This is a genomic window from Nucisporomicrobium flavum, assembly GCF_016464385.1.
GTDB lineage: Bacteria > Actinomycetota > Actinomycetes > Mycobacteriales > Micromonosporaceae > Actinoplanes > Actinoplanes flavus_A.
On sequence record NZ_JADMLH010000013.1, the window covers coordinates 85,069 to 102,003 of the forward strand.

Annotated in this window: 14 protein-coding genes and 2 pseudogenes; 10 read left to right on the forward strand and 6 right to left on the reverse strand. The window is 72.4% G+C overall.

Translation table 11 applies throughout. The features are described 5' to 3' along the window. Positions 1-8: 8 nt before the first annotated feature. Positions 9-1,733: a lysine--tRNA ligase gene (gene lysS, locus IT780_RS27735; RefSeq protein WP_307831419.1), complete on the reverse strand. Its 1,725-nt coding sequence runs from the start codon at positions 1,731-1,733 to the stop codon at positions 9-11. A 608-nt stretch (positions 1,734-2,341) separates the two neighbouring features. On the opposite strand from lysS, the pseudogene IT780_RS43635 reads away from it, so the two are divergent. Continuing rightward, a pseudogene (locus tag IT780_RS43635) lies at positions 2,342-2,689 on the forward strand (AAA family ATPase); the annotation flags it as partial. A 309-nt stretch (positions 2,690-2,998) separates the two neighbouring features. On the opposite strand, the gene IT780_RS27745 reads toward IT780_RS43635, so the two are convergent. Next, positions 2,999-3,406: a hypothetical protein gene (locus IT780_RS27745; protein WP_199514728.1), complete on the reverse strand. Its 408-nt coding sequence runs from the start codon at positions 3,404-3,406 to the stop codon at positions 2,999-3,001. 177 nt (positions 3,407-3,583) lie between these two features. On the opposite strand from IT780_RS27745, the pseudogene IT780_RS43515 reads away from it, so the two are divergent. Both IT780_RS43515 and IT780_RS27750 read left to right on the forward strand, forming a co-directional pair. After that, positions 3,584-3,961, forward strand: a pseudogene (locus IT780_RS43515) (ATP-binding cassette domain-containing protein); the annotation flags it as partial. Between the two features lie 52 nt (positions 3,962-4,013). Beyond that, positions 4,014-4,415, forward strand: a complete 402-nt coding sequence (locus IT780_RS27750) for a hypothetical protein (RefSeq protein WP_199514729.1) — start codon at positions 4,014-4,016, stop codon at positions 4,413-4,415. Positions 4,416-4,450: 35 nt separating this feature from the next. Here IT780_RS27750 and IT780_RS27755 read toward each other — a convergent pair whose 3' ends face one another. Next, on the reverse strand, positions 4,451-5,905 hold the full coding sequence (locus IT780_RS27755; protein ID WP_199514730.1) for a peptide MFS transporter: 1,455 nt from the start codon (positions 5,903-5,905) through the stop codon (positions 4,451-4,453). A gap of 94 nt (positions 5,906-5,999) precedes the next feature. Here IT780_RS27755 and IT780_RS27760 point away from each other — a divergent pair, with 94 nt between their 5' ends. Both IT780_RS27760 and IT780_RS27765 read left to right on the forward strand, forming a co-directional pair. Next, positions 6,000-8,279: a putative bifunctional diguanylate cyclase/phosphodiesterase gene (locus IT780_RS27760; RefSeq protein ID WP_307831422.1), complete on the forward strand. Its 2,280-nt coding sequence runs from the start codon at positions 6,000-6,002 to the stop codon at positions 8,277-8,279. A 37-nt stretch (positions 8,280-8,316) separates the two neighbouring features. After that, complete coding sequence (locus tag IT780_RS27765; protein ID WP_199514732.1) at positions 8,317-9,537, forward strand: threonine synthase; 1,221 nt, start codon at positions 8,317-8,319, stop codon at positions 9,535-9,537. On the opposite strand, the gene IT780_RS27770 is transcribed toward IT780_RS27765, so the two are convergent. Further along, positions 9,522-10,523 (reverse strand): radical SAM protein, encoded by a 1,002-nt coding sequence (locus IT780_RS27770; protein WP_199514733.1) that lies wholly within the window; start codon positions 10,521-10,523, stop codon positions 9,522-9,524. The two genes, IT780_RS27765 and IT780_RS27770, sit on opposite strands and share 16 nt — an antisense overlap. A gap of 239 nt (positions 10,524-10,762) precedes the next feature. On the opposite strand from IT780_RS27770, the gene IT780_RS27775 reads away from it, so the two are divergent. Genes IT780_RS27775 through IT780_RS27785 form a run of 3 tightly spaced genes read left to right on the forward strand, consistent with a single transcriptional unit; the run spans position 10,763 to position 13,723 of the window. Next, entirely contained in the window at positions 10,763-11,119 is a 357-nt protein-coding gene (locus IT780_RS27775; protein WP_199514734.1) for a PRC-barrel domain-containing protein, read from the forward strand. A gap of 17 nt (positions 11,120-11,136) precedes the next feature. Next, positions 11,137-12,105 carry a non-homologous end joining protein Ku gene (gene ku, locus IT780_RS27780; RefSeq protein ID WP_199514735.1) on the forward strand — a complete coding sequence of 323 codons (969 nt, stop codon included), beginning with the start codon at positions 11,137-11,139 and terminating at the stop codon, positions 12,103-12,105. Positions 12,106-12,124: 19 nt separating this feature from the next. Then, positions 12,125-13,723: a non-homologous end-joining DNA ligase LigD gene (locus IT780_RS27785; protein ID WP_199514736.1), complete on the forward strand. Its 1,599-nt coding sequence runs from the start codon at positions 12,125-12,127 to the stop codon at positions 13,721-13,723. On the opposite strand, the gene IT780_RS27790 is transcribed toward IT780_RS27785, so the two are convergent. Then, positions 13,713-14,267, reverse strand: coding sequence for a GNAT family N-acetyltransferase (locus IT780_RS27790; protein ID WP_199514737.1), 555 nt, complete (start codon positions 14,265-14,267; stop codon positions 13,713-13,715). The two genes, IT780_RS27785 and IT780_RS27790, sit on opposite strands and share 11 nt — an antisense overlap. Before the next feature lie 147 nt (positions 14,268-14,414). Between IT780_RS27790 and IT780_RS27795 the strand changes: the two genes are divergently transcribed. Then, entirely contained in the window at positions 14,415-15,008 is a 594-nt protein-coding gene (locus tag IT780_RS27795) for an RNA polymerase sigma factor (protein WP_199514738.1), read from the forward strand. Positions 15,009-15,057: 49 nt separating this feature from the next. Then, the gene (locus IT780_RS27800) at positions 15,058-15,567 is read left to right on the forward strand and encodes a hypothetical protein (protein ID WP_199514739.1); all 510 of its coding nucleotides are present in this window, start codon (positions 15,058-15,060) and stop codon (positions 15,565-15,567) included. Positions 15,568-15,570: 3 nt separating this feature from the next. Here IT780_RS27800 and IT780_RS27805 read toward each other — a convergent pair whose 3' ends face one another. After that, positions 15,571-16,905 (reverse strand): S8 family peptidase, encoded by a 1,335-nt coding sequence (locus IT780_RS27805; protein WP_199514740.1) that lies wholly within the window; start codon positions 16,903-16,905, stop codon positions 15,571-15,573. Between the last annotated feature and the right edge of the window lie 30 nt (positions 16,906-16,935).

Here is a 16,935-nt window from a genome sequence, read left to right on the forward strand (position 1 = left end):
GCCGGCGCTCAGCCGCCGATGAGCGTGCGGATCCGGTCGGCGCCCACCGCGAGCAGCAGCGTGGGCAGGCGCGGCCCGGTCTCCTTGCCGATCAGCAGGCGGTAGACCAGCACGAAGAACGACCGCTGCGCGACCTTCAGTTCCTGCGTCGGCTTGGTGTCCGGGGGCAGGCCGGCCATGACCTTGGGTACGCCGTACACGAGCGTGGTCAGCCCCTCGAGCGACCAGTGGTCGTCGAGGCCCGCCGCGAGCAGCCGCAGGGACTCGCGCTGGTCGTCGTCCAGCGAGGCGAGCAGCTCCTTGTCCGGCTCGGCCAGCACCTGGGTGCGCGCCTCCGCCGGGAGCTGGGTGGTGACCCAGGTCTGCGCCTTGTCCAGCCGCGGGCGCACCTGGGCCAGGTCGGTGACCGGGCGCTGCGGGTCGATGTCGCGCAGGATGCGCAGGGTCTGCTCGTCGTGGCCGGTCGTGATGTCGACGATCGAGGCGAGCGTCCGGTACGCGATCGGCACCGGCGTGCGGGGCAGCGTGACCGCGGCGGTGCGTACGGCGCGGTCGTGGGCGGACACGTCGGCGGGGGCGGCGGTGCCCGCGGCGATCTTGCCCTCGAGCGCGTCCCACTCGTCGTACAGGCGCTGGATCTCCGCGTCGAACGCCACCTTGAACGACTGGTTGGGACGGCGGCGGGCGTACATCCAGCGCAGCAGCGGCGCCTCCATGATGGCCATCGCGTCGGCGGGGGTGGGCACCGCGCCGCGGGAGCTGGACATCTTGGCCATGCCGGTGATGCCGACGAACGCGTACATCGGGCCGATCGGCTGCTCGCCGCCGAAGATCTCGGTGACGATCTGCCCGCCGACGACGAACGACGAGCCCGGCGACGAGTGGTCGACGCCGGAGGGCTCGAAGTGCACGCCCTCGTACGCCCACCGCATCGGCCAGTCGACCTTCCACACCAGCTTGCCCCGGTCGAACTCGCTGAGCAGCACGGTCTCGGTGAACCCGTCGGCGCACACGTACGTCATCGCGGTGGTCTCGTCGTCGTACGCGGTCACCGTCGTGGTGTCCTTGCCGCACGACCCGCAGTAAGGCTTGTACGGGTAGTAGCCGCTGCCCGCGCCGCCGTCGTCCTCGTCGGCGGCGCCCGAGCCCGCGGCGGCCTCGGCGGCAGCGGCGGCCTCGTCGGCGTCGAGCTTCGCGTTGGCCTTCGGCGCGGCGGTGCGGCCCTTGGTGCGGTAGCGGTCCAGGATCGCGTCGATCCGGTGCCGCTCGCGCATGGCCAGCAGGATCTGCTCCCGGTACGCCCCCGAGGTGTACATCTCGGTCTGCGAGATGCCGCGGTACTCCACGCCCAGCTCGGCCAGCGAGTCGATCATCGCGGCCTTGAAGTGCTCGGCCCAGTTGGGGAAGCGGCTGCCGGGCGGCGCGGGCACGGCGGTCAGCGGCTTGCCGATGTGCTCGGCCCACGACGCGTCGATGCCGGCCGGCACCTTGCGGAACCGGTCGTAGTCGTCCCACGAGATCAGGTGCACGACCTCGTGGCCGCGCCGGCGGATCTCGTCGGCGACCAGGTGCGGCGTCATCACCTCACGCAGGTTCCCCAGGTGGATGGGCCCGGACGGGCTCAGCCCGGACGCGCACACCACCGGCCTGCCCGGCGAGCGGCGCTGCGCCTCGGCGATCACCTCGTCGGCGAACCGGCTCACCCAGTCGACGGCTCCTGCAACTTCAGCCACGATCCCCAACTTCCGTCCTCGTACCCTCGGCCACCATTTTCCCGGATGGCCTCCGGGCGGCTGCGGGCCGGGGGTGGGCGGGGCCGCACGGTGGCCTCGGTCCGCAGCCGGTCGGTGCGGGACGGCGGTTCGCCGGCCGGGAAATGGTTTTCTGGCGGGCCCACCCGGACGCCTCTTTCGGTTGGCGAAAGAATCGATCGACAAGTTGACCGACATTCGTGAGGACTGATACAAGCTATCGTCCGCGCATCGCAGAATGCGAAGCCCCGGATCGCATCCCCGTGCCAGGTGGTGGGGGCGCCGCGCCCGATTCGTCGACAGACCTGGGGTCCCTTGCGTTGCGGAAAGCACAATCGGCCACAGGCGTCGTCGTGTCGGCCGCGGGAATTGCCGCATTGATCATCAGCGCGGTGACCGGACGCTCCTCGGAATTCTGGACCTGGACGGAACGGGTCAGCTGGGTGGCGGCGGTCGCCGGGCTCGCCCTGGCAGCGGCGACGACGCCGGCCGGACGGCGGGTTGCGGTCGCCGGCCGGCGCGGCTGGACCCCGCTGAACGAGCCCGGCACGGTGTCGCTCGTGGTCCCGATCCAGGCGGAGGGCGAGTGCGTGGGCCGGGACGATCTCGTCGACGAGCTGGTGCGCCGGCTCGGGCCGCGCGCCCGGCGGGACGGTGAGCCCAGCGTCCATGTCCTGTTCGGGATGCCGGGCTCGGGCAAGACCGCGGTGTGCGCGGCGGTCGCGCACCGCGTGCAACGTGCCGGTGCGAGCGTCTGGTGGATCTCGGCGGCCAGCGATTCGGAGCTGCTCGCCGCGTTGCGGGAGGTCACCGCCGCCCTCGGCGCGGCTCCTCAGGCCCTCGAGGACGCCTGGTCGGGCACGGGCGGTGCGGCCGATCTGCTGTGGCGGATGCTGGACGCCCGAGAGGACCGCTGGCTCCTCGTCCTGGACAACGTCGACGACCCGGCGGCCATGGCGGCCGGATCGGCGCGACTCCAGGACGGCCGGGGATGGCTGCGCGACGTCCGCTCGGCCAACGGGGCGGTGCTCGTGACCTCACGCAACGGGGCGCGCGGCGGGTGGCCCGGCTGGTGCCGGTTGCACCCCGTTCCGCTGCTGGACAGCGAGGCGGGCGCCCGGGTGCTCATGATGCTCGCGGGCGACGCCGCCGGTGGGCGTATCGACGCCGAGGCGCTGTCCAAGCGGCTGGGCGGGCTGCCGCTCGCGCTGCGCCTGGCGGGGTCGTACATCGCCAGTGCGGCGGGCTCACCGTGGGCCTTGCCCGGCGACACGTTCGATTCGTACCGCCAGGCCCTCGACGAGGGGCTGATCGACCGTGTGCTGTCGGCGGGGCCGCCGGCCGAGGAGGGCGACGACGCCCACTTCTTCGTGGGCCATCCGTGGCAGCTCTCGCTGAGTCTTCTCGACCACGGCCGGGCCAGCAGATCCCGTGACCTGCTGCGGTTGCTCGCGTCCCTGGCGCCCGCGCCCATCCCGTACCGTCTCATCCTCGACGAGCAGATCCTTGCCGGCACCACCACGTTCGCGGGGATCGACGCCACCGAGCTGTGGCACTCGGTCAAGGCGATGGCGGACCTCGGGCTCATCGACCTCGACGAGCAGACCGGGCGGTCCCGTGAGGCCCATCGCCGGGAGGCTCTCCTCACGCTGCACCCGCTCATCCGGGACGCCAGCCGGGCACACGGGGCGGAAGACTCCCGCTCGGAGGACATCGTGCCGATCATTGCTCGTCTGCTGAGCCGTGCCGCGGAGACGGCCGGAAGCCCGCAGGACCGGAGCCGCTGGCACTCGTGGCAGTTCCTGGCACCACACGTCCTGCACCTGGCGGAGATGCCGACGGAGGAACTGGCGCCGGATCTCGGCCCGGCTGTCCGGCGCGGCACGGAGTCCGCGAGGGAGTATCTGGCGATCCGCGGTTTCGACTCCGAGGTTCTGCGGGTCACCGGTGTCGGCAAGGTGTACGCCGGCAAGGTGCGCGCTCTGCGCGGGGTGACGTTCTCCGTGCGCGACAAGGAGTTCCTCGGAGTCGTCGGGCCCAGCGGATGCGGCAAGACGACCCTGCTGCGGATCGCTGCCGGGCTCATCGACCCGTCGGAAGGCGTCCTGGAGCGGCGCCGCGCAGGACGCCTCGGGTACGTGCCTCCGCAACCGGCCGTCGCGCCGTGGCGAACCGTACGGGGCAACATCGAGCTCCCGATGGAGCTCGCGGGCGTACCCCGCGTGGAGCGCAGGCGGCGCTCCCAGCGCTGCATGGAGCTGCATGGAGCTGCTGAACCTGACCGACATCGCCGCACGCCCGATCCACACCGTCGCCCCGGGGCAGCTCTCGCTGATCTCGATCGCCCGGATTCTGGCCCTGGAGCCGGACTCATACCTGCTCGACGATCCGTTCGGGTCGCTGGACTCGCTGACGCGCATGCAGCTGTCGGACGAACTGCGCCGCGTCCACCACCACGGGTCCAGCACGGTGCTGGTCACCCACGACATCAACGAGGCGGTCTATCTGTCCCACCGGGTCCTGGTGCTCTCCGCCCGCCCGGGCACCGTCCTCGCCGAGGTCGTCGTCGACCTGCCCTTCCCGAGGACGCCGTCGATGCGCTATTCGCACACGGCGCTGGAGACCTCCGCTCGCATCAAGGAGTTGCTTGCGTGCGGCCGGTGAGTGCCGGTCCGCGGCAGGTGGCTGTCGCGGCGGGGTCAGCGGACGCCGCTCATCAGGCGGGTGATGGGCTTGGCGGCCAGCGCGAGCGCGACGCCGATGACGATGGCGATCAGGCCGAGGATGCCGAAGTACGCCGTCTCGTGCGATTCGTCGTAGTAGTTGGCCAGCGTGCCCGAGGCGGCCGTGCCGAGCGCCACGGACAGGAAGAACAGCGCGACCATCTGGGTGTGGAACGCCTCCGGCGCCAGCTTCGTCGACAGCGAGAGCCCGACGGGGGAGAGCAGCAGCTCGGCGACGGTGAAGACGAGCAGGATGCCGGCGAGGGCCAGCAGTGGCGCGCTGTTCGGACCGCCCCCGGCCAGCGGCAGGAACAGCAGGAACGCCAGACCCATGATCACCGTACCGGCGGCGAACTTGATCGGCGTGCTGGGCTGGCGGGGACCGAGGCGGGTCCACAGGGCCGCGAAGACGCCGGAGAGCACGATGATGAAGACCGGGTTGATCGACTGCACCCACGACACCGGCATCTCCCAGCCGAACAGGTTCCGGTCGAGGCGCTGGTCGGAGTAGATCGTCACGACCGTGAACTGCTGCTGGTACAGCGACCAGAAGACCGCGCTGGCCACGAACAGCGGGATGAACGCGTACACCCGGCGGCGCTCGACGGCCGTGATCCGGCCGCTGGTCAGGATGACCACGAAATACGCGACGGCGGCGAGCGCGCTCAGCACGACCACCACGTTCGACAGGTACGCGGCCCGCAGCACGCCCGTGACAGCGAGCACCACGACGAGCACCACCGCGGCGGCGAGCGCCAGCGCGACGGGCAGGCGGCGCCGGGCGGGCAGCGGGTTCGGCACGACCCGGGCGGGGCCGGTGAGGCGTTTGCGGCCCAGCGCGTACTGGGTGAGCCCGACGGCCATCCCCACCGCGGCCAGGCCGAAGCCCCAGTGGAAGCCCCACGTCTTCTGCAGCAGGCCGGTCAGCAGCGGGCCGAGCAGCGCACCCAGGTTGATGCCGAGGTAGAACAGCGAGAAGCCGGCGTCACGCCGCTCGTCGTGCTCGTCGTAGAGGGTGCCCACCAGCGACGTCGCGTTGGCCTTGACGCCGCCGCTGCCCACCGCGATGAGGATCAGGCCGGCCGTGACGCCGGTCAGGCCGGGCAGGACGGCGAGGCTGATGTGCCCGGCCATGACGAGGATCGCGCTGAGGAACAGGACCCGTTCCGGGCCGAGCAGCCGGTCGGCCGTCCAGGCACCCAGGATCGTGGAGAGGTAGACCGCTCCGCCGTACGCGCCGACGATGCTGGTCGCGGTCGCCTCCGACAGGCCGAGCCCGCCCTGGGCCGCGGTGTAGTAGAGGTAGATGAGCAGGATGCCCTGCATGCCGTAGAACGAGAACCGTTCCCACAGCTCGACGCCGAAGAGGTTGGCCAGCACCGGCGGCTGACCGAAGAAGGTCCGTTCCGGGGTTCGCTCCTGGGTCGTCATGGTTCTCCTCTACCGCGGGGCCTCACGCGGCAAACGGGGTGCCGGTACTCAAGGTTTTCTCAAGGCGCACGCCTGTCCGGCCGATGTTCGCGTCGTGACGAGTCGTCGGGACCTGGGTGACCGCGTGGCCGGTGGTGCCGTCGCGGCCGGCGGCGCCCTGCTGGCGGCGTACCTGATCTGGTACGTCGGCGGCTGGGGCGGGGAGACGCTGCGGGCGTACGTGACCGACGGCATCTACCCGCCGCTCGCCCTGCTGTTCACCGTCCTCGCCGTGCGGGCGGTGCGGACCGGGGCCGACGCCCGCACCCGGGCGGCCTGGTCGTTCATCGCGCTGGCGTTCGCCTGCCAGTTGGTCGCGCACACCTCGTGGTTCGTCGAGGATGCGATCCTGCACTCCACCACGTACCCGTCGTTCGCCGACTACTGGTTCCTGGCCTTCGTACCGTTCATGTTCGTCGCACTGCTGCTGCTCGCGGGTGTCCGCCGCACCCGGCGGGACAAGATCAAGCTGGCGCTGGACGCGCTGATCGTCGGCGCCAGCACGTTCATGGTGCTGTGGTACCTGGTGCTCGGCCCGATCCTGGTGACCGACGGGGCGGGGCTCAGCGAGATCGTCTATTCGGCCGCGCTGCCGGTCGGCGACCTGCTGCTGGTGCTGGCGCTGGCGACCGTCCTGCTGCGGCGCGCCACGGCGGCCGGCACCCCCGTACGGCTGCTCGCCGCCGGCGTCGTCACGTACGTGATCGCCGACGTGTACTACGGCTACATCCAGCTGCACGAGGGCTTTGTCGGCGGCACCTGGCCCGACCTGTTCTGGCTGCTCGGCTGCTATCTGTTCACGCTGGCCGCGTACCGGCAGTGCCGGCGGGCCGGCGACGGCGACGCGGCGGCCCGCCACCGCCGCGCGGTCAGCACCTGGCTGCCGTACGGCGCCATCGCGCTGGCGTACGGCCTGCTCGGCACGCTCGCCCGCGAGCAGGGCATGTACCCCTTCGGCGGCATGATCATCGGTGCCGTGCTGCTGACCGGCCTGGTCGTCGCCCGCCAGATGTACGCCCTGCGCGAGAACCGCGACCTCGCCGTCACCGACCCGCTGACCGGCCTGGCCAACCGCACGCTCGTCGGCGAACGCCTGATCCAGCTGAGCGCCCAGCCGCTGCGCGCGGGCCGGCACGCCGCCGTCCTCATCGTGGACCTCGACCACTTCAAGCGCGTCAACGACACGTACGGCCACGATGCCGGCGACGCCGTGCTCTCCGGGGCGGCCGCGGCGCTGCGCTCGGTGATCCGGGCCGGCGACACGGCCGGGCGCCTGGGCGGCGACGAGTTCGCCGTCATCCTGCAGAACCTGCCCGACGCCGACACCGCCGCGCGGATCGCCGAACGGCTCGTCGAGGCGCTGCGTACCCCCGTGATCTTCGGTGATCGCCTGCTGGCCGTCGAGGCCAGCATCGGCGTCGCCGTGCGCGACGAGCGCACGGTCGACGGCGAGGAACTGATGCGGCACGCCGACACCGCGATGTACAGCGCCAAGCGCGCCGGCCGCGGCCGGTACGCCGTCTACCAGCCGGAGCTGGACTCCCGGGCGCGCGACGCCGAGCTGCGCCATGCGATCGACAACGGCGAGCTGGTGGTGTTCTTCCAGCCGGCCGTCGAGCTGGGCGGCGGCCGCATCGAGGCGGTCGAGGCGCTGGTGCGCTGGAACCACCCCGAGCGCGGCCTGCTGATGCCGGGCGACTTCATCGCGCTCGCCGAGGAGACCGGCGCGGTCGTGCCGCTGGGCGAGCGGGTGCTGCGCGACGCGTGCCGCGAGGTGGTGCGCTGGCAGAGCACCGTCCCGGGCTCCGAGCACGTCCGCCTGTCGGTCAACCTGTCGCCGAACCAGGTGCTGCAGCCCGAACTCGTCGACACCGTCAGCAACATCCTCGACGAGACCGGCTTCCCGGCGCACCGGCTGATCCTGGAGCTGACCGAGGGCGTCATGCTCGAGCCCGACGCGGCCGTCGTGGCGCGCCTGGAGAAGCTGCGGGCCATGGGCATCAGCATCGCCGTCGACGACTTCGGCACCGGCTACTCGGCGCTGACGTACCTGCGGCGGCTGCCCGTCGACATCCTCAAGATCGACCGCTCGTTCGTGACCGGGATCGCCGACGACCCGGAGGCGCGTACGGTCGCCGAGGCGGTGGTACGCCTGGGCATGGCGTTCCGGATGAACGTGGTCGCCGAGGGCATCGAGACGGCCGACCAGGCGCGCGGGCTCGCCGCGATGGGCTGCGGCTTCGGGCAGGGCTTCCACTTCTACCGCCCGATGGACGGCGAGGCCGCCGCCGAGGCGCTGCGTACCGCGTACGACTTCTACGGCACCGGCGACTGAGCGCGGGCTGTCAGACCCCTGCCCTAGGGTCGGCGGCATGAGCTTCTCCGCCCTCAGCCACCTCGAATGCTCCCGGACCGGCGAGCGCTACGACGCCGACGCCGTGCAGGGGGTCAGCCAGGCCGGGGTGCCGCTGCTGGCGCGCTACGACACCGAGCTGGCCGGGCGCACGCTCACCCGTGAGGCGCTGACCACGCGGCCGGCGACCCTGTGGCGCTATCACGAGATGCTGCCCGTGCGGGACCCCGCGTCGATCGTGTCGCTGGGCGAGGGCATGACCCCGCTGCTGCCGCTGCCACGGTACGGCGCCCGCATCGGCGTGCCCGGCCTGCTCATGAAGGACGAGGGGCTGATACCGACAGGCTCGTTCAAGGCCCGCGGCGCCGCGGTCGGCGTGTCCCGCGCGGCCGAGCTGGGCGTCAAGGGCGTGGCGATGCCGACCAACGGGAACGCGGGCGCGGCCTGGGCGGTCTACGCGGCCCGCGCCGGCTTGCGCTGCCTGATCGCCATGCCGGTCGCGGCGCCGGCCATCACCCGCACCGAGTGCGTCGCGGCCGGCGCCGAGCTGTGGCTGGTGGACGGCCTGATCGGCGACGCCGGCCGCCTGATCAACGCCGCCGTCCGCGAGCGCGGCGGCTACCAGGAGGTGTCCACGCTCAAGGAGCCGTACCGGCTCGAGGGCAAGAAGACGATGGGTTACGAGCTCGTCGAGCAGCTCGGCTGGCAGGTGCCCGACGTCATCCTGTACCCCACCGGCGGCGGCGTCGGGCTCATCGGCATCCACAAGGCCCTGCGCGAGATGCAGGAGCTCGGCTGGATCGGCGACCGCCTGCCGCGCCTCGTCGCGGTCCAGGCCACCGGCTGCGCGCCCATCGTCCGTGCCTACGAGCAGGGCGCCGACGTCAGCGAGCCGTTCCCGGACGCCGCCACCGTGGCGTTCGGCATCACCGTGCCGAAGGCGCTCGGCGACTTCCTGGTCCTGCGCGCGGTCCGCGAGACCGGCGGCACGGCGATCGCGGTGACCGACGAGGCGACGCTCGCCGAGCAGCGCCGGCTGGCCGCCGACGAGGGCGCCTTCATCTGCCCGGAGGGCGCGGCCTGCCTGGCGGCCGCCCGCGACCTGCGCGACACCGGCTTCATCGGCGCGTCCGACCGGGTGGTCGTGCTCAACACGGGTACGGGCCTGAAGTACCCGGAGACGATCCCCGTGGAGGTGCCCACGCTGCCGGTGGACGGACGGATTCAGAACGTGCGGTGATACAGCGAGCAGCCGCGGCACACGTCGGGTGGCTCGGCACTGGCCAGCCGGCGCCGGAAATCGCGGTAGGGCTCGCCGTGCCAGATCTCCGCGAAGCTCTGCTCACCCACGACCCCCAGCGAGACCCGGTCGTCGCCCATCACCATGCAGCACGGCTGCACCACACCCGAGCTCGTGATGTACGCGGCCTCCCACGGCCACGAACACCCGCGGCCGCCGCCCGTGGGGGAGCTCGTGGCGGGCAGCCGCAGCCGCAGCCCCCGTTCCGCGGCCGCCAGCCCGGCTTCCGCGAACACCTGCCGGGCCCGGTCCTCGTCGGCGCCCGTCCACAGAGCCTGGTCGGCGGTGAACTGCCGGATGCCCTCGTACCGGCCGGCCGGGTCGGTGTCCGAGAAGCTGTGCGACAGGTTCTGCACGTGCAGCTCGTCGACGCCGATGTCGCCCAGCAGATGCACCAGGTCGGGCAGCTCGCCGACGGTGTCGCGCATCGCCACGAACACCACCCGGATCCACGGGGTGGCGCTGCCCGCCGCCCGCTTCGCCCGTACCAGCCCGGCCAGGTTCGCCACCACCGTGTCGAACGAGGCGCCGTCGCGGATCGCCTCGTACGCCCCGGCATGCGCCCCGTCCAGGGAGACGTGCAGCCAGTCCACCCGGCTCGCCACCAGCTCGGCGGCCCGGCGCGCGGTGAGCAGGGTGGCGTTGGTGTTGAACCCCACCGTGACCCCGCGGTCCACCGCCGTCCGGATCATCCCCGGCAGGTGCGGCGAGAGCAGTGGCTCGCCCAGGCCCTGCAGGGTCAGCCGGCGCAGGCCGGGCACCTCGTCCACGACCCGGTGGAACAGCTCCGGCGTCATGGCGCCGGCCAGCTTGTTGACCGGCGGACGGTACCGGACCAGGCACATCATGCAGCGCAGATTGCAGGCCGAGGTGATCTCGAGCTGCAGGTGCTCCGGAAGTGGCGGGACATCGACACCGATCGCCATGGACGCGGGATTGCCCCTCCCGCCCGGAAGCAAACCGCGCCCGCTTCCCCGCACGCCGCCGCGCCCGGCCCCTCGAGACCCGCCACGCCCGCCCCGCGCCGGCCGCGACCCCGCCCCGCACCGGCCGCGACACCGCCCCGCACCGGCCCGCGAGCCAGGCGCCCGCCGGCCCGCGAGCCCGGGTCGCCCGGTTGCGTGATCTTGGGGTTTCGGCGCGCGGGGGGCGGGAATACGGTCGTATGTTTGCCGCTGAGAACCTGCGTGACTGGCGTGGTGAGAAGGTCATCGACCCCGAGGGCGACAAGATCGGGGAGCTGGAGGCCGTGTACGTCGACACCGCCACCGACGAGCCGGCCTTCGTGACGGTCAAGGTCGGCATGATCGGCCGGCACCGGCTGGTGTTCGCCCCGGTCACCGGCGCGACCGTGAGCCCGAGCGCCGTACGCGTGCAGTTCGCGAAGAAGCTCGTCTCCGAGGCGCCCTCCATCGACCTGGACGGCGAGCTCAACGCCACGGACGAGCCCGCCCTGTACGCGCACTACGGGCTGACGTACCAGCCGGGGATGTCGGGCGAGCGGCGGCTCGGGCGGCGGTAGAGCGGGGAGGGGCTGTCATGGCGCGACCGATCTGGACGGGCTCGATCACGTTCGGCCTGGTGTCGGTGCCGGTGGGGCTGTACTCGGCCACCCACGAGCACGAGGTGTCGTTCCACCAGTTCGAGAAGGGTACGGCCGACCGTATCCGGCTGCGCCGGGTCAACGAGCGGACCGGCAAGGACGTGGAGTACGACGACATCGTCAAGGGCACCGACGTCGGCGGCGGTGAGCTCGTCATGCTCGACCAGGAGGAGCTTGAATCGGTCGCGCCGGGCCGGTCCCGCAGCCTCGAGATCCACCAGTTCGTCGACCTGGACGAGATCGACCCGCTCTACTACCAGAAGACCTACTATCTCGCGCCGGGCAGCGACGAGACCATGAAGACGTACGCGTTGCTGCGCGATGCGATGGCCGACGCCAACCGGGCGGCCATCGGGACGCTCGTGATGCGGGGCAAGGAGTACCTGGCCGCGATCCGCCCCGACGACGACCTGCTCGTGCTGCAGACCATGTACTTCGCCGACGAGGTCCGCGATCCGAAGAAGGAGCTGGACCGGGTCCCCGGGACGAGCAAGGCGAAGCCCGCCGAGCTGAGCATGGCCGCCCAGCTCATCGACTCGATGTCCGGGCCGTGGAAGCCGTCGGAGTACCGCGACACCTACACCGACCGGGTCAACGAGCTCATCGAGGCCAAGAAGGCCGGCCGCGAGGTCACGGCGGCCGAGGACGCGCCGGAGCCCACGAACGTCACGGACCTGCTCGAGGTGCTTCGCCGCAGCGTCGAGGCCGCGAAGAGCCGCCAGTCGTCCCCGGCGAGGAAGACGGCCAAGAAGACGGCGCCTGCCAAGAAGCCCGCCAAGAAGGCGGCGCCTGCCAACAAGGCGGCTGCCAAGAAGCCTGCCAAGAAGGCGGCTGCGAAGAAGACGACGGCCGCGGCGAAGAAGACGCCGGCCGCCAAGAAGACCGTCCGGAAGCGGGCTTCCTGATACGGCGGGAGGGCCGCGGGTGCCGTCGGACCGGCTGAGCACGTACCGGCGCAAGCGGGACTTCGCCCGTACGCCGGAACCCGCCGGCCGTCCCCTGCCCGCGGCCGGCGCCGGCGTGCGGAGGTTCGTCGTGCAGCGGCACCGGGCGCGCCGGCTGCACTACGACTTCCGGCTGGAGATCGACGGTGTGCTGGTCAGCTGGGCCGTGCCGAAGGGGCCGACGCTGGATCCCGGGGTCCGCCGGGCCGCGTTCCACGTCGAGGACCACCCGCTCGAGTACTTCGACTTCGAGGGCGTGATCCCGGCCGGCCAGTACGGCGGCGGCGACGTCATCGTGTGGGACGCCGGCACCTGGGAGCCGCACGCGCACCGGGCCGGGCGGGCGGCGGACCCGGCACGCGACGTCGCCGGCGGTGAGCTGCACCTCGACATGTTCGGCGAGAAGCTGTGCGGCCGGTTCGTGCTGGTCCGTACCCGAACCGGGTCGTCCGGCCGGGAGGAATGGCTCCTGCTGCACAAACACGACGAGTACGCCGTGGACGGGTGGGACGCCGAGGATCACCCGCACTCGGTGCTCAGCGGCCGTACCAATGACGAGGTGAAAGCCGACCCGGACCGGTTGTGGCGCTCCGACCGTCCCGCCGCGCGGGCGTCCGTCGCGCTGAAGGCGCGTGACCTCACCGAGGAGGAGGTCGCGGAGCTGGACGAGCTGCCCGCGACCGGCTCGTGGACCGTCTTCGGCCGCAAGCTGCGGGTGACCAATCTGGACAAGGTCCTGTTCCCGGCCCGCCCCGGCGAGGAGCCGGTCACCAAACGCGACTTCCTCCGGTACGCGGCCCGCATAGCCCCGATTTCCCTGCCCTACCTGGGTGGCCGCGCCCTCAACCTGCACCGCTATCCGAACGGCGCGGGCACGAAGGGCTTCTGGCACAAGGAGTTGCCGAGCCACGCGCCGGAATGGTTGCCGCGGTGGGACAACCCGGGCGCGGCCCCGGGGGAGACGCGCACGTACCTGGTCGTGGACGAGCCGGCGGCGCTGGTGTGGGCGGCGAACTTCGGCGCCCTGGAGTGGCACCCGTGGACCTCGCTGACCGAGGCGCCGCAGCTGCCCACGTACGCCCTCGTCGACCTGGACCCGGGCACCACCACCAGCTGGGAGGACCTGCTCACGCTGGCCCGGCTGCACCGTACGGCCTTCGAGCACCTCGGCATCCGCGCGCGCCCCAAGGTCACCGGCCGCCGCGGCATCCAGATCTGGGTGCCGATCGCGCCGGGGCCCACGTTCGACGACACCCGCGCCTGGGTCGAGCGGCTGTCCCGTACGGTCGGCGCGGTCATCCCCGAGCTGGTCAGCTGGAAATGGCAGAAGAGCGACCGGGGTGGCCTGGCCCGCCTGGACTACACGCAGAACGCGATCAACAAGACCCTCGTGGCGCCGTACAGCACCCGCCCGGCACCGGGAGCGCCGGTGTCCGCGCCGATCGACTGGGACGAGCTCGACGACCCGTCCCTGCGCCCGGACGGCTTCACGATCCGCGACCTGACCGACCGGCTCGCGCAGAAGGGCGACCTGTTCCGCGACGTCCTCGACCACACCCAGAAGCTCCCTACCCTGTAGCCGCCGCGGCCCGCTCCGGCGCGGTCACGGCCCATACCTGCGTGTCGTGGCGGACCCCGCCGTACGCGAACTCGCCGCGCAGCGTCCCCTCCAGGGTCATCCCGAGCCGTCGCGCCACGTTCGAGCTGGCCGTGTTGTCCGGGCGGCAGCGCCACTCCGCCCGGTACAGGCCACGCTCGCCGAGCGCCCAGTCGAGGAGCAGGCCGACCGCGCGGGTGATCAGGCCTCGTCCCGTCCCGGCCGGTTCCAGCCAGCAACCGACCTCGCACACCCCCGTACGGGTGCTGAACGACACGAGCATCACGCCGCCCACCAGCGTCCCGGCCAGCCAGATGCCGTAGATGCGGCCGGCGTCGCGCGCGGCGAGGTCGGCGTAGCGCTGCAGGGTCGCGGTGGCCGAGTCGAGGTCGGTGCTGCGGGCGGCCCAGGGGATCCACGGGTCCACGTACGTGCGGGCGCGGTCCATGTGCTCCAGGAATTCGCCGGCCTGCCAGGGCTCCAGCGGGCGCAGCTGGGCGCCGTCGCCGAGATCGATCGCGAACATCGACGCACCGTACCCCGGCGCCGGCGTGATGATCGGCCCCCGCGCCGCAACCGGCCGCGGCCGGGCCCGGGCGTGGTGTCCGGGGGAGCGGGGCCGCTGGTGGCCTATTGTGAATCGACGCATTCAAGTCGGCGATTGCGGGGCGCGATGGGCGGCAACGAGCTGGTCGAGGACGTCTCCGTGCTCGTCGCCAAGGCCGCGGAGGGTGACCCGGCGGCGTGGCAGGAGATCGTCGGCCGGTTCAGCCCGCGGGTGTGGGCGGTCTGCCGCGCACACCGGCTCGGCGCGGCCGACTCGGCGGACGTCTTCCAGCAGACGTGGCTGCGGCTGCTGGAGAACCTCGGCTCGCTGCGCGATCCCACGAAGCTGGGCGCCTGGATCGGGACCACGTGCCGCAACGAGGCGCTGGCCACCATCCGCCGGTCGCGGCGGGCCACGCCGGTGGAGGACTCGGTCCTGGCCGAGCGGCCGGGGGACCCGTCGGACGATCCCGAGGTGCCGTTCCTGATCGCCGCCCGGGACGCCGAGCTGTGGCGGGCCTTCCGCCGGCTCGGGCGGCGCTGCCAGGAGGTGCTGCGGGTGCTCGTCGTCGAGGCCGAGGACGGCCGGCCGTCGTACGAGTCGTCCGCGGCCGCGCTGGGCATGCCGATCGGCAGTCTGGGACCGACGCGGGGCCGGTGCCTGACGCAGCTGCGCAGATTCCTGACAGAAGGTATCCACGGGTCCGGCGGCGAGTCGTAGCAGTGATGTTTACATTACGCAACGCAATTTCGCCCCGGGAGGAGACCCCGTGACCGACCCCACCGACCCGGACGAGCGTCTCCTGTCCCGGCTCCGGGCCATGTTCGAGCAGGCCGACCCTCCGCCGCCCGAGCTCGTGGAGCTGGCCCGGCAGAGCTTCGTGCTGCGGGACCTGGACGCCGAGCTGGCCCACCTCGTCGAGGACTCCGAGCAGTCCGTGGACACGGCGACCCGTGGGCCGGTGCCGGTCCGCAGCCCGGGCACCCTCCCGCAGCCCCGCCAGCTCACGTTCCAGGTGATCGGCCCGCACGGCGGTGACGAGATCGTCATCGCCGTACAGGTCGAGCCGGTGGGCGCGCGGCGGCGGCTGACCGGGCACCTCGCGCCGCAGGGCCCCGCCCGCATCGAGGTACGCCAGCCCGCCGCCGCCCAGCCGCACCGCGTCGACGCCGACCACCGCGGGCTGTTCGTCATCGACGGTGTCCTGCCCGGCCCGATGAGCCTGACCTGTCACCGTGCCGGAGCGCCCGTGGTGGCCACCCAGTGGATCCTGGTCTAGCTCTCAGCTCGTCGGCGTGCCGGGCAGCAGGTGCACCACCGCGCCGAACCCGTTCACCGTCGGCCGGCCGGCGATCAGCTGGTCGAACGCGGCTTGCGGGGTCAACGTCGCGTCCTCGCCGCACAGGGCGGCCACCGCGGCGCTGATCTGCGGTGCGGTGAACGACGTGCCGCTCCAGGTCGCCCACGCGTCCGGGGCGAAGTGGACGTCGGTGCCGATCCGGGGTTCCGGCGGCAGCAGGCCCTCCACGAAGGTGGACACGATCCCCACGCCCACCGTCGAGCAGTGCACCCAGCTGCCACGGTTCGAGAACGACGCCGGGGTGAGGTCGCTGGTGAGCGCGCCCACCGCCTTCACCCCCGGGAACGCCGCCGGGTACAGCGGCAGGTCACGGCCGTCGTTGCCGGCGCTCGCGACGATCAGGGCGTCCGGGTACGTGGCGGAGATGTAGGCGACCGCCTCCTGCATGGCCAGCGGCGGGACCCCGTCCACGGCCGGCGCGCCGAACGACGCGTTGATCACCAGGCGCTTGCCGGCGGCGTCGTCGGCGGCGCGGATGAGCATGTCCGCGGCCGACTCGTCGGTGCCCAGCCCGTCGGCGGCGGTGAACCGGTAGACCACGACCTCGCAGTCCGGCGCGATCTGCCGGACGATGCCGGCCCCGAACGTGCCGTGCCCGGAGAACCAGTCGTTGCGGTCCAGCGGCTCGATCACGTTGAGCGGGTCGGTGCCCTTGGCGACCACGCCGGTGTCCCAGGCGTCCGTACGGGGCTGGGGCGCCATTCCGGTGTCGACGATCGCCACGCGTACGGGCTGGTTGGCGCCGTTGGTGGCGAACGGCCGCGGTGCCACGGTCAGCCCGGGGTACGAGCTGCCCTTGATGACGTAGCCGAGCGGCACGATCGAGTTCACGTTCGCCGGCACCCCGGCCTGGCGCAGGCGCCTGGCGTCCGCGCGCAGCGCCTCCGCCGAGCGGCCCTGCGCGTACCGCAGCACCCGGGTGCGCCGGCGGTCGCTGCGGCCCGGACGGTCGGCCGGCTCGTAACCGGCCAGCAGGCCGCCGAGCTGCGCCAGCCGCTGCGGGTCCGCGTCGACCACCAGCTGGTTCTCGGCGGCGAGCACGATCCGCGGGCTGCCGTTGGGTGTGAACCGGACGAAGGGCAGGCCCCGCCCCCGGCCCGCGAACACCTGGCGGGCCCGGATGCTCTCCAAGGTGGATTCCTGGGCGGCGCCGTCCGTCTCGAGGACGGTCACCTGACCACGGACGTCCTGCCTGTCGTGCTCCAGCTGAGCGGGGGTACGGGTGTCGGGCAGCGGCCACTGTGCTGCGATGGTCATGGATCTCTCTCCCCTTCCGTCGGTACGCTG